General features: G+C 60.4%; 12 protein-coding genes. 7 read left to right on the top strand and 5 right to left on the bottom strand.

What is annotated here, in order from left to right:
- Nucleotides 1-86 precede the first annotated feature (86 nt).
- Nucleotides 87-2,957 (top strand): HVO_2072 family ArtA-dependent S-layer glycoprotein, encoded by a 2,871-nt coding sequence (csg, locus tag C476_RS13605; protein WP_008013949.1) that lies wholly within the window; start codon nucleotides 87-89, stop codon nucleotides 2,955-2,957.
- A 1,069-nt stretch (nucleotides 2,958-4,026) separates the two neighbouring features.
- Here csg and C476_RS13600 read toward each other — a convergent pair.
- The 3 genes from C476_RS13600 to C476_RS13590 form a co-directional block, all read right to left on the bottom strand.
- Nucleotides 4,027-6,513, bottom strand: a complete 2,487-nt coding sequence (locus C476_RS13600; protein WP_008013948.1) for an efflux RND transporter permease subunit — start codon at nucleotides 6,511-6,513, stop codon at nucleotides 4,027-4,029.
- Nucleotides 6,514-6,516: 3 nt separating this feature from the next.
- Complete coding sequence (locus tag C476_RS13595) at nucleotides 6,517-8,106, bottom strand: COG1361 S-layer family protein (RefSeq protein WP_008013947.1); 1,590 nt, start codon at nucleotides 8,104-8,106, stop codon at nucleotides 6,517-6,519.
- Between the two features lie 355 nt (nucleotides 8,107-8,461).
- The gene (locus tag C476_RS13590; protein ID WP_008013946.1) at nucleotides 8,462-9,790 is read right to left on the bottom strand and encodes an FAD-dependent oxidoreductase; all 1,329 of its coding nucleotides are present in this window, start codon (nucleotides 9,788-9,790) and stop codon (nucleotides 8,462-8,464) included.
- 247 nt (nucleotides 9,791-10,037) lie between these two features.
- Between C476_RS13590 and C476_RS13585 the strand changes: the two genes are divergently transcribed.
- The 4 genes from C476_RS13585 to C476_RS13570 all read left to right on the top strand — a co-directional run bounded on the left by C476_RS13585 (nucleotide 10,038) and on the right by C476_RS13570 (nucleotide 12,491).
- A complete protein-coding gene (locus C476_RS13585; RefSeq protein ID WP_008013945.1) occupies nucleotides 10,038-10,325 on the top strand; it encodes a DUF357 domain-containing protein in 288 nt (95 codons plus the stop codon).
- Nucleotides 10,326-10,583: 258 nt separating this feature from the next.
- Entirely contained in the window at nucleotides 10,584-11,561 is a 978-nt protein-coding gene (locus C476_RS13580; RefSeq protein WP_008013943.1) for a transcription initiation factor IIB, read from the top strand.
- Between the two features lie 100 nt (nucleotides 11,562-11,661).
- Nucleotides 11,662-11,841 carry a DUF7836 family putative zinc-binding protein gene (locus C476_RS13575; RefSeq protein WP_049911868.1) on the top strand — a complete coding sequence of 60 codons (180 nt, stop codon included), beginning with the start codon at nucleotides 11,662-11,664 and terminating at the stop codon, nucleotides 11,839-11,841.
- A gap of 413 nt (nucleotides 11,842-12,254) precedes the next feature.
- Complete coding sequence (locus C476_RS13570; RefSeq protein ID WP_008013940.1) at nucleotides 12,255-12,491, top strand: UPF0058 family protein; 237 nt, start codon at nucleotides 12,255-12,257, stop codon at nucleotides 12,489-12,491.
- Nucleotides 12,492-12,642: 151 nt separating this feature from the next.
- On the opposite strand, the gene C476_RS13565 is transcribed toward C476_RS13570, so the two are convergent.
- Nucleotides 12,643-13,095 (bottom strand): DUF555 domain-containing protein, encoded by a 453-nt coding sequence (locus C476_RS13565; RefSeq protein WP_008013938.1) that lies wholly within the window; start codon nucleotides 13,093-13,095, stop codon nucleotides 12,643-12,645.
- A gap of 155 nt (nucleotides 13,096-13,250) precedes the next feature.
- Here C476_RS13565 and C476_RS13560 point away from each other — a divergent pair, with 155 nt between their 5' ends.
- The gene (locus C476_RS13560) at nucleotides 13,251-14,150 is read left to right on the top strand and encodes a DNA-3-methyladenine glycosylase family protein (protein ID WP_008013935.1); all 900 of its coding nucleotides are present in this window, start codon (nucleotides 13,251-13,253) and stop codon (nucleotides 14,148-14,150) included.
- Between the two features lie 64 nt (nucleotides 14,151-14,214).
- The gene (locus C476_RS13555) at nucleotides 14,215-14,529 is read left to right on the top strand and encodes a DUF3784 domain-containing protein (RefSeq protein ID WP_008013932.1); all 315 of its coding nucleotides are present in this window, start codon (nucleotides 14,215-14,217) and stop codon (nucleotides 14,527-14,529) included.
- Between the two features lie 11 nt (nucleotides 14,530-14,540).
- Here C476_RS13555 and C476_RS13550 read toward each other — a convergent pair whose 3' ends face one another.
- The gene (locus C476_RS13550) at nucleotides 14,541-14,786 is read right to left on the bottom strand and encodes a hypothetical protein (RefSeq protein WP_008013930.1); all 246 of its coding nucleotides are present in this window, start codon (nucleotides 14,784-14,786) and stop codon (nucleotides 14,541-14,543) included.
- Nucleotides 14,787-14,815: the final 29 nt, after the last annotated feature.

The following is a 14,815-nucleotide window of genomic DNA, read 5'->3' as shown; positions in this document are numbered from 1 at the left end:
CTCGGCGATCGGATGTAAGATCTGATTACCGGGTTACTCGATCGGAACGCAAGCGTGGCCGCACAAGCGAAATAACAACATAACACATGACAGAAAACGAAATCTCATATCGTGAGAAGGGACGCGCAGTGTTCCTGACCGCGATGATGGTGCTGTCTGTTGTTGCGATGTCCGCAGCGTTTGCGGGCGGCGCGGCAGCAGCAGTAAATCAATCGACATCTTTCGTTGACGACGCTGATAGCGGCTCTATCACCGTCGTTGAGGGAGACACAATTAGTGGTACAGTTGAAGTAGATGGCAACGGAAACGATAACGATAACGTCTACGTTTACCTCGCTAACACTAGCGGCAACGGCGACATCGTTGCAACCGATGATGTTACCGATGAGGTGAACGTTTCGGAAGCAAGCAATACGACCTTCAGCCTCGATACGACTAGTGAGGACGGGTCGTCCTACGCGGTCTACGCCGCACAGATCGGGGCAGACGATACGCTCTCCTTTGGTGACGGCGAGGAACTAAGTGACGTCACGATCGAGGAATACACTGGACCGCGTTACAACGACGATCAGTCTAACTCCAACGTTGTCGAATCTGGAGAAACCGTCTTCCAGGGCGAGGAAGACCTCGAGTTCGACACCACTCGAAGTGAACTGTACGGTTCTGAAGAGAACGGTACCGAGGGTGAATCGCTCTCGCTCACTGGCGTAATCCCAGAGGACCAGGAAACTGGTACGTACGGTGACGGTGAGTTCAATGTGCGAGTCTCCGAGCCGAGCGTTGACAAAGTCGAGATCAACCGCGGCGGTGCGGACGGTCCCGACATCGCTGGCTCGAGTGTGACGACTGGTGAAGCAGACGAGCTTCACGTCTCGGCCCTCTACAACTACGAGAGTGCCGAGTACGCTGAGCTCATCGTCGAAGACGAGAGTGGCTCCGACATCACGGACTCGGTCGTCACCAGCGGCGACTCGCTGTTCAACGGCGAGGACGATGATGTCGTTGTCAACCTCGAAGACGAGGACGCTGGCGACTACACGTTCATCGTGCAGGGTCAGGAGAATCTCGACGAGGTTGACAGTGCAACCGAAACCACGACGGTTTCCCTCTCCACTGACGACGACCTCGGCCTCGAGCTCGCTTCGGGCGACGCCGTCCGCGGTGACAACGTCCAGTACACCGTCACTGGCGGTAGTGACGAGAACCTCCACTATGTAGTGATTGACAGCTCGGACTTCCGCGACGGAGTCAGCCTGGAGAACGCCGAGAAGATCTTCCGTAACGTCGACGACACGGAAGAAGTTGGCGTGTTCTCTGAGGACCACAATGTCAGCAGTGTTGATGATTACGACGCGATCAACGGTAGCGTCAACGACACTGACAACAGCACTGCAGACGTTGTCGACTTCGCGTACGCACAAGTCGAGATGGACGGCACGACGGCCGTCGGCTCGATCGAAACGCAGTACCTCGATGACTCCTCGGTCGACATCGAGGCGTACGACACTGACGTCGCTCTCCACAACGTTAGCGACAACTACGAAGACGACGCTTCCCTCGAAGTCTCGGAAGGCGAGATTACGATCGACAGTCCTGACGACACCTACGTCGTCAGCTCCGAAGTCGACGTGAACGGTACGGCTGAAGGCGCAGATGAAGTTGCGTTCTTCGCCCGCGACAACGGCGACTGGGAACTCATCGAACAGAACGTCGACGTTGACTCCGACGACACCTACGACGAAGAGGACTACGTCCTCTCGAGCAGTGATCTTGCAAAGGGCTCGGACATCCTGAGCATGCCTGGTACGTACCGCTTCGGTGTCGTTGACCAGTCGACGGTTGACGAGTACATGGAAGACGACGAAATCGGCACCTCCGACTTCAACTCGGGATCCAGCGCTACTATGTCGATCCGCGTGACCGAAGGTAGCCTGAGTGCCGACTTCGAGACCATCGGCGGCGAAATCTCCTCTGACGTCGACGAAGACATCGACGTCAACGGTACCGCCATGGGCGAAAATAACGTTGTCGTCGCGTTCGTCGACGAGCGTGGTAACGTTGAAGCGTACACCTCCTCGGTTGACTCCGACGACTACACCTTCGATGAGGAAGACCTCTCGCTGGGCGACCTCTCGCAGGGAACTGTCTCCGCACACGTCCTCTCCAACGGTCGTGACGGTGTGTGGGGCGACGACGGTGCGGTCAATGGCACTGACGCCGACGCACTCCAGACCTGGCTCACTGACTTCAACGACGAGGACCTGACCGGTGAGCAGATCCGCGACCGCATCAGCGAAGAGACGGTCGACGCTTCGGCTAGCGACGACCGCATGGTCACGGAGAACTTCCGCTACACCGACGCGTCGACCACGATCGACTCCGTCTACCCCGCAGGCGCTGACGCCGACGGCGTCAACCCTGTCCCGGCTAACGGCGAGATCGTCGTCGACGGTCAGACCAACCTCCAGCCTGACGACAACACGATCACGGTGGAGGTCCTGAACGAGGACGGTAACTCGCAGACGATCACCAGCACCGACGAGTGGAACGCTGACGGTCAGTGGACCCTCGAGATCAGCACCGAGGACCTCGACATCGGAACCTACACGCTCGAGTCTGACGACGGCGAAACGACCGACCGCGCTCAGATCGAGATCGTCGAAGAAGTCGAGGACGAGCAGCCTGACGAAGGCAACGAGACGGACGAATCCAACGAGACCGACGAGTCTGACGAGACCGACGAGTCCGACGAGACGGACGAGACGGACGAGACAGACGAGACGGACGAGACGGACGAGACCAACGAAACCGACGAGACCGACGAGACTGACGAGACCGACGAAGGTACTGACGAAGGTACTGACGAAGGCTCCGACGGTACGCCCGGCTTCGGTGTCGGCGTCGCCCTCGTCGCCCTCCTCGGCGCTGCGCTGGTTGCACTCCGCCGCAACAACTAAGCGCTGATAACTAACTACCGGGCACTCGCCCGGCCTTTGCCGCATCCTTCCTTTCTTTCGACGCACTACTCCGACAGTGGCGACGCCGTCTATCCCGCGATCGAGTCGCCGACCAACGACGACGTGTGACCGGACGGCAGTGGCTCACTGACACCGAACGGACACGGCACGATCGCGTGAGTGCTTGCAGCCGTCTCGTTCGTAGTTCGTAGAGTCGAGCAGCCGCCCCGCTACATCCACGACTCGAGAGGTGGTCAGTCGGCGGGTAATTGATCTGTGACCTGCAACGGGGTGGCGACAGAAACCGCAAGCGGCGAGCGGAGAGCGCGAACTAGCCGTGGGACGGACACAGCTGTTCGACGAGGTAACGGCTGGCAACCGCGACGAGTGCGATACCAGTCAATCCACTACTGGGATGCCATCAGGATGGTCTGGACGACAGAGCAATGAACTCCTGCCGGCGAGCGTCCGACCCCGCAGCAATCACGCCATCAGTGCAGTACGGATACGACACTCGAGGAGATTTATACAGCTCAAAATCGGTTCACACACGACACACGAGAAGCGACGACCGAGATGCAGTGACTTCCAGGAGTCGCTACCGAATCGAGCACACAGCACAGTTGCCGATCGCCTCGCGAACCACCCACGATGGAGACGACCGACAACAGCGAATCGTTCGTCGGCCGCGATTCGTATCGCTCGAGGACAGCACCCTGCCGACCGACTCCGAGACCGTGTCTCGGAGCCCGGTGTAAGTCCCGTCGCTCGAGACCACTGCCTCTGAAGACCGCGCACGGACGGCATTCGAAGCACGGAGGTCGGCAACCCGTTGCCGACGGTGGCCGACGTGTCGACAGCCACATGAATGGGACGGCCTCGAGGAGCTGCTCAGACGGTCGCCCGGACACGACGTCCATGCGGAGACGGCGCGAGCAGTGGACAGACACTCCTCGAGGAGTGTCCAGACGACACCCACCACGAACAGTGCCGTTCGCACATGCGCTCGACTCGATGTCACTCGTCGGCGAACGGACGACACAACACCGAGAGAAAAGCGACGGAGGAACTACCTGGAGCTATCGACCGTTGCGACGACGCGATTCCACAGCGACTGTGACCGGTTGTATCTGGCCCACAACAGCATCGCGGGCGGTAGTGCGACGATCGAGGTGATGAACGAGTAGGCGACGCTCAGAGCCATCAGCAAGCCGAAGTCGCCCAGCACGGGGGTGATCGCCAGGGCAAGTGCTCCGGTCCCCAGCGACGTCGTGAGCATACTCCCCATGAGCGCGCCCCCAGTTCCCGACAGCGTCGTGACGAGCGCTGTAAGCGCGTCGTCGGCCGTTTTGAGTTCGTCGATGAACCGGTGTGTCGCGTGGACGGAGTAGGCGATCCCGAGGCCGACAGAGATCGACAGGATCGTCGCCGTCAACGCGTTCAGCGACATCCCGAGATACCGCATCGTGCCGATCAGGAACGCGATCGCGATCAGGATCGGGAACACGTTGACGATCCCGAGCAACGGCTTGCGCTCGAGTGCAGCGTAGGAGATGACGAGGAACACGGCGGTCAACCCGACTGCGAGGATCAGCCCCTCGATCGCCGACGCGAAGATCAGGTCGGTCACGGCGGCGAAGACGACGATTCCGCCCGTCGCCGTCGCCGTATACCGGAAGTCATCGGCGAATTCGGCGGCATCCGCGGCCGCCGCTCGCTGTGACGCATCGGCGTCGATCGCGTACTCGACCTGTGCGCTGCGCCGGTCCTCGGTCAGGTACCGTTCGGCCTGTGGCGCGGCCGGCGACGCGAACAGTTCGTCGTAGATCACGTCGAGATTCCGGTCGGGAATCCCGTTGTCGTTGCGATCGTTCCGCTCGACGAGGGCGGCGAACTCGGGATTCTGGTCGGCATAGGTCTGGATGACCGTGATGATACTCCGGGCATCCGCCTCACCGCCATCGCCGACGGCGAGATTACTCGGTGGATCGTCGTTCGGACTGGCCAGCGCCTCGAGCGCGTGGTCTTCCTCGAAGGATCCTTTGACGTATATTTTCACGGACTGGTCCTGGTTCGTCGCGAACTTGTCTTCGAGGAGATTGTACGTCTCGGTCACCGTATACTCGCCAGGGGCGAGTGGCCCCGGGACGTATTCGAGGTATGCCGGCTGCTCCTCCGGCGGCAGGAAGTCTTTCTCTTCGAAGCTGGTATCGACACCAGCTCCGTAGCTGGCTGCTGCAGCACCAGAGACGAGGATCACGACGACGAACACCAACGGCGCGTGCTGGCTCGCCCTGGCGGGCATCGCGAGGAGACGACCCAGTGTCGACTCCTCGGAGGCGATCGGCTCGGAGTTGAACTCCGGCACGCCGAACCGCTCGCGGAGTTCGTCGACCTCGAGTTTGGCTGCGGGAAGGAAGAGCCCGAAGATGAGGAACGTAAAGATGATACCGATGCTCGAGGCGATCCCCATGTTCCGGATGGGGCCCAGATCCGAGGCGATGTTCGCCCCGAATCCGAAGACCGTCGTCACCGTGACGATGACGAACGCGACCATGAGCTGGTTGTTCGCGGTCCGCATCGCCTCGAGCGGTTCGAAGCCCTGGACCGTCTCTTCGCGGTAGCGATTGATGATGTGGATCCCGAAGTCGACGCCGACTGCCAACAGCAAGACGGGGACGGAGATCATCTGCTGGTTGAACGGAATCCCGGAGTAGCCGAGGAAGCCGAACGTCCAGACGACCGTCATCAACAGCGCCAACAGCCCCAGTGCGAGGTCGATCGGGTCGCGATATGCAACGATGAGAAACACGAGCAAGAGCACGACGACGACGGGCATGACGAGCGTCATCGAATCGCCGATGACGGTTCCGGTCTCCGCGTCGACGATCCCGGACCCAAACGCGCGGATGTCGCCCGACTCCTCGTTTGCGATCGTCTCGATGGAGAGTTGAATCTCGGCGAGATCGTCGTCGCTGAACTCGCTTGGGACGTCGTGTGTAATGGTCGTGATCGATGCCGACGCGGACGCCGCTGTCGGGTTGAAGTCCTCGGAGACGACTCCCGTAAACCGCGGGTCGTCGCTGCGGTCCCGGATCGCCTGTCGGATCTCGGTGGACGTCGCCGACTCGATCACCCGACGCTGCTCGGCTGCAGTGGTTGCCGTCGGGTCGATAGTCTGTGCGATCAGCGGGGCCGGGCCGTTTGCAGACGCCATTCGGAGGTCGTCGCGTTGTTCGACGCGTTCGATGACCGCCAGACTCCGAACGAGTTCCGTCTTCGTGAGGACGTTGTTGCCGCTGTGGACCAGCTGTGTGGATTCGTCCGAGGCTTCAAAGGGCCCCTCGAATTCCTCGTTGACGGCGTCGAGGGCGTCCTGTTCGGGGAGGTCATTGGTAAACGAATCCGTCGAGTCCGTATCGGTAGAGACCAGTCCGAATCCACCGGCGAAGACGACGGTCATGACCAGAAACGCGACCACGACCGTCTTCGATCGAGAGACGATGACCTCGTTGAGGGCTTCGGTTGCGGCCTCGATTCGCTCACCGGTTGTCATCGGTCAGTCCCTCCGATGCCAGAGGACACCGACTGCGCCGGCGACGAGCGAGCCAACGACCAGAATCGACGTGAGTGGGAAGCCACCGCCGTCGCTGCTGGAGACGGCCATCGGCACACGGATCGTGTTCGAGAGCTGGCTGTTGCCGCGCTCGTCATCGTATCGGAAGTCGAACGAAACCGGATACGTCTTCTCGGTGGCTGACTCAGCAGCACTCAGTTCGAACGACATCGTGACCGATTCGCCGGGTTTGAGCGATTCGACGTAGCCTGTATCGTCATCACCGGTGCTGAGCGGATCGTCGGCAAAGATACGCGCTTCAACGTCAGTCACTGTCTGGTTGAGGTTGTTCGTGACCTCGACAGTGAGCGCCTGCTCGTTGCCAGCGCCGATCGTCGTCTCTTCGATATCGACGGCGAACTGATCGCGCTCCGGTGCGACTGCAGTGACAACACTGAGTTTGTCGTACTGGCGTTTCTCGTCGTCCGAGTTTCGATACTGTACCCCGAAGTCGAACGATTTCGTGCCCGCTTCGGCTTCGCTGCTCACTTCGATTGGGAGTCGGAACGACGTCGACTCGCCGGCCTCGAGCGCCCCGACGGCGACGGACTGTTCGATCGGGATCACGTTCGGCGAGTCTTGGTCGGTAAACCGGACGACGGCGTTGTCGACCGCGTTCGGCCCCGTGTTCGTGACGGTGCCCGTAATCTCGCCGTCCTCGCCGACGCGCAGCGTCGAGGAGACGTTTTCGAGGTCGAACGACTGTTCGGCGGCAGTCGAGATGCCGGCCGTGAGTTGTTCGGATTTTTGGTCGATGCCGTTCGTGTCGGTGTACGCAACGGTGACGTCAGTAGCGTAGGATCGATGTGAGGCGTCAGGCGTCAGCGAAGCGCGATAGGTGACCGTCTTCGCTTCGCCAGGTTCCCAGGCACCGACGTATCCCGTCGAGCTTTGGCTTTGGTCGGTTCCAAACGACAGCTGGCCCGTTCCCGACTGGGCCGTCACGCTCGCGTCCCGTGCCGGTTCGGTTCCGGTGTTCTCGAGCGTGATCGAGACGTCCTTTTCATCGCCGATCTGTGCGTTCGAGTCGACGTCGACGACATCGAACTGTGGCTTGTCGTCGACCTCGATCGTGAGCGTTTCCGTTCGCGTTCGCGTCAGGTCGTTGTACTCCGCACTTTGTGTGTTGAACTCGGCGACGCGCGTGTACGCGTACTCGTATTCGACCGGTAGTTCGTAGACGCCTGGCTCGAGGTTTTCCGGGACGGTGATCTCGACTGGGGAAACGTCTCGCGTCCCAGTCGGGACGTTCCCGACGGCGACCGGGCCACTATTGACCTCGATCGGCGACTGACCATCCTGAAACGTCATCGTCATGCCGCGTGCGGTCGTGACGCGACTCTCGTACTGCTGTGGGCCCGCGCGGTCGATCTGCCCACGGTTCGTAATCGATAATGGGAGCTTAACAGATGTCCCGGGAGCCAGTTTTCCGGCGGACGTGTCGATCGAGATGTCCGGCTGTCCGACGACCTGACCCGACGACTGTTGTGCGATTGCGGGGCCAACCCCTGCGGTCGTGAGTAGTACAACCATCAAGAGCGATGCGACTCGAGTACGCCGTTTCATTGTATCCCCCCGCTCGAGTCCGCGATCGGTTTTCCATCCCGTCTACGCAGTCTCTCGGCTATGCAGAGTTGAATATTCATTCAGTTAATGCTGTATTACGCCACTCATATAGTAGTATGCATCTCGAGCGAAATTGCCGAATACACGCTCGTGGGTCTGCATTCTATCGAAAATTCTTCACAGCAGCAACACTGCAATCACTCGAGAACGACACCCGTTCAAACGAAGCAAGTTCGCGTTCCGTTTCGCTGTCCGACCGGAAAATAGGTGAGAAATGGTTCGTTGTACTGATCAGTATGCCTGTTCGATAGCGCCGAAGTCGTCAGTCGTCAGCAGCCGCAGGTTCAGCCTCTTCAGCGCTCGAGCCAGCACGCTCTCGATCCTCGAGGTATTCATCCGAATCTAACGCGGCTTTCGAGCCCATACCAGCGGCAGTGACGGCCTGCTGGTAGTGGAAGTCGACGACGTCGCCGGCACCGAAGAGGCCGGGGACGTGTGTTTCGGTCTGGCCGCCGCCGTCGCCGCCTTTGGTCTGCAGGTATCCCTCGTCGTCCATTTCGACGCCGGTGTCCTCGAGGTAGTTGGTGTTGGGGGTGTGACCGATCGCATAGAAGACTGCACTGACGTCGAAGTCGAACTCCTCGGTCTCGGGGTCGTCGAGGCGGTCGGTGGGGTGGCCCTTGTCGTTTTCGACGAGCGTGACGTGGTCGACGCCGTCTTCCTGAGAGCCGTGGATCTCGATCAGTTCGGTGTTTTTCATGATCTCGATCTCGCCTTCCTCGACCTTTTCGTGGACGCGGTCGACCCAGTAGTCCTCCGCGCGGAATTCCTCGCGGCGGTGGGCGATGTAGACGGTGTCGGCGAACTTCGTGAGGAAGGTCGCTTCCTCCATGGCGGCGTCGCCACCGCCGACGACGAGCATGTCCTCGCCGCGGAAGAACGCGCCGTCACAGGTGGCACACGTCGAGAGGCCATAGCCCATGAGTTCGTCTTCGCCGGGAATCCCGAGCGTCCGTGCGCTGGCTCCCGAAGCAGCGATGACGGCGTCGGCGGTATAGACGTCGCCGTTTCTGAGTTCGACGCGGAAGGGACGGCTCGAGCGTTGCTCGACGCGCTCGACTGACTCGATGATCCCGTTTTTCAGCTCGGCACCGAACTGCGTGGCCTGCTCTTTCATCCGGTTGACGAGGTCGGGGCCGCCGATGCCCTCGGGGAAGCCGGGATAGTTGGCGACGTCAGTGGTCAGTGTCAGCTGACCACCGGGTTCGTCGCCTTCGATGACCAGCGGCTCGTTGTTCGCACGGCCGGCGTAGATCGCCGCGGTCAGGCCCGCGATACCGGTGCCGGCAATGATCAGTGGGCGGTGGTCGACGATCTCGCCGTCGGCAATGCCAAGCAGTTCGTCGAGCGCACCGGTCTCGTCGAGTTCGTGTGTGTCGTCCCAGCCACCGACGTGTTCGTCGTCGATGAATACTTCCGGCGCGGTCTTGCGGCCGTCTGTCCGCTCGACCATCTCTTCGAATCGTTCGTCGTTCTCCGAGACGTTGTACTCCTCGTAGTCGACGCCCTTGCCCTCGAAGAGGTCCGTGACTCGATCGCAGTGTGAACAGTCGTCCTTGGTATAGATCTCGACGCGTGGCTGGTCGGTCATATTGCAGGTGTTGGTCCAGAGCGCCTAAACCGCTTGTGCTCGCAGCAACGACACCCCCTTGCTGTGACGGTGCTGCTGGGCTGTCAACAGGCTTTGTTCTGCTGTAGGAAACCCAGCGGTGATCGGTGCAATAGCGTTTCTCGAGGCACACAGCGAGCCTATGAACGGGCGCGTGCGTGACCGCCGAGCGAGGTCACGTCTTGTATCGACACGACGCACTTACGGGGTCAAGCGACGATCACCGACTATGGCTGCTGATCTCGAGGAGAAAACGGACCGGTACGGCGAGTTACTCGCAGAGGCGCTCGATGCGGCGACGATCGCGCCGCCCGAGGGGACCCCGATGGCGGATGCGGCCGCCGATTGTTACGAGATGGCGGCGTCGTATCTCGAGGATGGGACTCACTTTCGGGACCAAGACGACCTCGTCAACGCGTTGGCGTCGTTTTCCTACGGCCACGCGTGGCTCGATGCCGGTGCTCGCGTCGGGCTGTTCGACGTCCCGCGGGAGGGACATCTTTTCACCGTCGAATAGTAACGGCCGCTCGCGTGTGATCGAACCGTGAGTTGGTCGGTCGACGATAGGAAGGCTGGAACGAACGGAACGCCGAGTCGCTGTATCCAACATAATCGATCACCATATAACCGGAACATATATACCAACAAACCCAGATGGTTTATAAAGTAGGCGAAAACTTTATATGCTTTACGGCCTTACTCTATGTTAGCTGAGGCGACCGGGTTTCTTCTGGTTATCCCACCCGGGAGTCCCAAGTAACCCACCCGATACACGATGACAGATACAAACATCAGAACCTATACGAACGAGCGAGAGACCGAGAGGGACGAAACCGAGTCGGTATCCGACGAGCGCGAACGCTGCCCGGAGTGTGGCGGCCGACTGGTCTCGGACGACGAGCACGCCGAGACGGTCTGTACCGAGTGTGGTCTCGTCGTCGAGGAAGACGAGATCGACCGCGGCCCCGAATGGCGTGCGTTCGACGCCGCCGAGAAAGACGAGAAGTCCCGCGTCGGCGCGCCGACGACGAACATGATGCACGACCAGGGGCTGTCGACCAACATCGGCTGGCAGGACAAAGACGCCTACGGCCGGGCGCTCTCGAGCCGCCAGCGCCAGAAGATGCAACGACTTCGCACCTGGAACGAGCGCTTCCGCACCCGCGACTCCAAGGAGCGCAACCTCAAGCAGGCACTCGGCGAGATCGACCGGATGGCATCCGCGCTCGGCCTCCCCGAGAACGTCCGCGAGACGGCGAGTGTCATCTATCGACGCGCACTCGAGGAGGACCTGCTGCCGGGCCGGTCGATCGAAGGCGTCGCGACCGCGTCGCTGTACGCCGCTGCCCGACAGGCCGGCACGCCGCGCAGCCTCGATGAGATTTCGGCGGTCTCCCGCGTCGAGAAGATGGAGCTGACCCGCACCTACCGCTACATCATCCGGGAACTCGGCCTCGAGGTCAAGCCGGCCGACCCCGAACACTACGTCCCGCGGTTCGTCAGTGACCTCGATCTCTCCGACGAGACCGAGCGCATGGCCCGCGAACTGCTCGAGTCGGCCCGCCAGGAGGGTGTCCACAGCGGCAAGTCGCCGGTCGGCCTCGCGGCCGCGTCGGTCTACGCTGCTGCCTTGCTGACCAACGAAAAGGTCACCCAAAACGAGGTCAGCGAAGTCGCAAGCATCTCCGAAGTCACCATCCGCAACCGGTACAAGGAGCTGCTCGAGGCCTCTGATACGGCTGCACCTGCATAACGACCCCTTTTGACGGTCGCTCGCAGGCTGTCGCGGGTGGTATTTTCGACCGACTGGAACTGCGGCAATGTTTTTGACCTCTCGTGTGAAAGAGTGTGACATGGATAAAACGACCGTCCAACTGTTGTGTCCCGAATGTGCGAAGGATTGGCAGGTTTCTCCGGACGAACTCCCCGCACCCGCTGACATGTTTCACTGCCCGAACTGTCATGCCTCACATCGCACTGCCGAGTTCATGCGGACGGATCGTGACCTTCAGACGCTGAAACAACTCGGTTAAGATCGTCGCTCCTCCGATTGGAGGGCAATCGCACTCATCGACCAGCGACAGTTCTTGCAGCGACCAGTCACACCACTTCGTCCGATCGTATGCCCGCTCCACGATCGGTACAAAACATGGGTGAGTTGCGGACGTTGTGTTGCCCTCGTGGATCGTCACTGGCCGCCTTCCGTGCGCCCGACGCTCGAGTATGAACTGCTTAATACTCACTCGAGCGTCGCAGAAAATATAACGAAAGCCGCTATTACACCGATAAACAAACGCCTAACACAGTTTCATCACCTGGTTCCGCTCACGTAATCACAGCATTCGAATCGTTTCCGCTGATGACACACCAATCGCTTAACATAGGTTGCGTGTTAACGCGACTCAAGATAATAATATAACCCTGCAGTGGGTAGGAGTGGATGGTTATGAAGAAGCAGGAGCTCATTCACCTTCACGGCCTTCTTGCGGAGGTATCAAACCAGTGTGCAGAGTGGGATGACTGCCAGATCGACCTCGAAGAATACGAATCACGAGGCATTCGGCCGACATCCATCCACAAATCGAAGACCGACCACAAAGCTGCTGTTTTTGCGCTCGCCGGGGGAATCACGAAGAACATGCGGGAAGGGGAGCAGGAAGCAGTCGCCGCAACTGCGGACTAAGAATATCGTCGCATCCTCCGATCGTTGCTTACTGGTGACTGGCGAGACTCGTCGCACAATTTGTCTATGCAGAGTCCGTTCCGCCGTTTGCGCCAAAAGATAACGATGCGGTGTGGATCGGTGTCTCGTACCGATCGGGAAAATGAGGCCGTTATTCGACGAGATCCTCGAACTCGGGAAGGATCTCGTCGTCGTCCGCTGTCTCCTCCGTCTCGTCGGTTGATTCCGTATCCGTCGACTCGTCGGTCGCGTCCTCGTCAGCCGATTCCTCTTCGATGACCTCAACCTCCATCACCTCGAGTGGAATGTTCTCGAGACGTTGGCCGATCTCCTTTCGTGCGATCCGCGAGGCGTGTTCTTCACGCTCGACGTTGAAGACGGTCATCTCCAACTCGAGTGCAACGAGTGCTTCGTCGGCCGCGATAAACGCAGGTGGGAGTTCCTCTCCCGATGGAGAGGTACGCTCGCCCATGTTGATCTCGACGTAGTTTAGATCAGGGTTCAACATCTCTCCCGTCTTCGAGATGGCGATCCGGATCGCCTCGTCCTCCGTCTCAACGTCGAAGACCGGCACGGCGGCTTCAACGACGACCCTGCAATTCATACCGTGACATTGGATGGCCTACAGTAAGAAGGTTCGCCTCGCACGAGTTCTCATCGCCCGTCTCATTGTGCCATCCGATCCAGCAATAATCGAGTGATTGATAGCTCGGCGGTGGGTCGAAAGGCAAAAGCCCACACCGTCGAAGGGTCGGACGAATGGAGACGGGGACGATCTCGATCGACGAACTCGCCGGTGGCTTCGATCTGTACCGAACGCTCGAGAGCGGTCAGAGCTACCTCTGGCAGCGCTCTGACGGCGAGATGTATGGCGGCACGCCGGCACCCGACGCGTGGTATACGACGGTCGTCGGCTCGGACGGCACAGGCGACGGGGACGTGATCCGCGTGCGGACCCGCGACGGCAGCCTCGAGTGGGAGTCGACGACCGACGCCGAGCCGATCGTCCGCCGATTGTTGCGCCTCGACGACGATCTCGAGGGGATCGTCGCGGCCGGGCCGGACGATCCACTGCTCCGCGAGGCATACGAGGCCCACCGTGGGATGCGACTCGTAGATGATCCGGCCTTCGGCTGTCTCATTTCGTTTATTTGCTCGGCCCAGATGCGGGTCAGTCGTATTCACACGATGGTCACGACGCTGGCACGGGAGTACGGCGACGAAGTCGCGTTCGACGGCGAGACCTATCACGCGTTCCCGACGCCGGAACAGCTCGCGACCGCGACCGAAGCCGACCTTCGCGACCTCGGGTTGGGCTATCGCGCCCCCTACGTCGTCCGCACGGCAGAGATGGTCGCAAACGGTGAGGCCCATCCGGAAGCTGCGCGGGACCTCGAGTACGGGGACGCACGAAAGTACCTGACACGGTTCGTCGGCGTTGGCGACAAGGTAGCTGACTGTGTCCTGTTGTTTTCGCTTGGCTTCGACGAGGCGGTCCCGCTCGACACCTGGATCAAATCGGCGATCGAGGAGTACTATCCAGAGTGCGATCACGGTTCGTACGCTGCCACCTCACGGGCGCTCCGTGACCGGCTCGGCGGTGAGTACGCCGGGTACGCTCAGACGTATATTTTCCATCATCTCAGAACTACGGACTGACTGCCCAGCTATTGCCGACCGGATCGCCCGGAACTGTTTTGTGAACTGGTTGTCGCTTCTTAGTATGGCCACCGCGTCGGTTGGCACGCTCCTCGCGACCGCGGGATTCGTCGGTGCGCTGGGGATCCTGATCAAGTACGTGGGGATGGTTGAGTTGATCGCGGGTTACGACCCTGATCGCGTCACCGACGAGGAAGGGCTCGCCGAGTTCGTCGGAACGAACGTCCTGTACGTCGCGGCGCTTACCCTGCTCGTCGCAGTCGTCGAGGCAACGGCCCCCGACAGAGCCGATCCGGTCTGGATCGCGTTCGTCGCCGGTGTTGGACTGCTCACAATCCGCATGATACGCGGTGCTCGCCGTTACGAGATCGACGAGTGACTGAACAGTCGTTAGTCATAATCCTCGCGCCCGGTCATGGCCCAGTAGGCCTGTGAGACGATCGTGATCGTGAACACGATGGTCAGCGCTACAGCGAGCCACATTGCGACCTGCTGCCCGAGCAGATAGGACGCTAGCGCGCTCGCACCGACGACGAACAACACTGCGCCGACGAACAACTCGAGCAACTCTCGGACCGTTGCGCGGCTGCTCGAGACATCGAGATATTCCTCTTCGAAGCGGTCGATGATTCCCATTCGCGATCTGTCGGCGTGGAGTCAGTCTG

Source organism: Natrinema limicola JCM 13563, from assembly GCF_000337475.1.
Classification (GTDB): domain Archaea; phylum Halobacteriota; class Halobacteria; order Halobacteriales; family Natrialbaceae; genus Natrinema; species Natrinema limicola.
The sequence above is the reverse complement of the archived record's forward strand: the minus strand, read 5'-3'. Positions and strand labels throughout refer to the sequence as shown.

Excerpts from the sequence above, each read along its gene's own strand:
- C476_RS13600 (WP_008013948.1), bottom strand. The coding sequence starts at position 6,513 with ATGACAACCGGTGAGCGAATCGAGGCCGCAACCGAAGCCCTCAACGAG.
- C476_RS13580 (WP_008013943.1), top strand. The coding sequence starts at position 10,584 with ATGACAGATACAAACATCAGAACCTATACGAACGAGCGAGAGACCGAG.
- csg (WP_008013949.1), top strand. The coding sequence starts at position 87 with ATGACAGAAAACGAAATCTCATATCGTGAGAAGGGACGCGCAGTGTTC.
- C476_RS13565 (WP_008013938.1), bottom strand. The coding sequence starts at position 13,095 with ATGAATTGCAGGGTCGTCGTTGAAGCCGCCGTGCCGGTCTTCGACGTT.
- C476_RS13590 (WP_008013946.1), bottom strand. The coding sequence starts at position 9,790 with ATGACCGACCAGCCACGCGTCGAGATCTATACCAAGGACGACTGTTCA.
- C476_RS13570 (WP_008013940.1), top strand. The coding sequence starts at position 12,255 with ATGAAGAAGCAGGAGCTCATTCACCTTCACGGCCTTCTTGCGGAGGTA.
- C476_RS13585 (WP_008013945.1), top strand. The coding sequence starts at position 10,038 with ATGGCTGCTGATCTCGAGGAGAAAACGGACCGGTACGGCGAGTTACTC.
- C476_RS13595 (WP_008013947.1), bottom strand. The coding sequence starts at position 8,106 with ATGGTTGTACTACTCACGACCGCAGGGGTTGGCCCCGCAATCGCACAA.
- C476_RS13560 (WP_008013935.1), top strand. The coding sequence starts at position 13,251 with ATGGAGACGGGGACGATCTCGATCGACGAACTCGCCGGTGGCTTCGAT.
- C476_RS13550 (WP_008013930.1), bottom strand. The coding sequence starts at position 14,786 with ATGGGAATCATCGACCGCTTCGAAGAGGAATATCTCGATGTCTCGAGC.
- C476_RS13555 (WP_008013932.1), top strand. The coding sequence starts at position 14,215 with ATGGCCACCGCGTCGGTTGGCACGCTCCTCGCGACCGCGGGATTCGTC.
- C476_RS13575 (WP_049911868.1), top strand. The coding sequence starts at position 11,662 with ATGGATAAAACGACCGTCCAACTGTTGTGTCCCGAATGTGCGAAGGAT.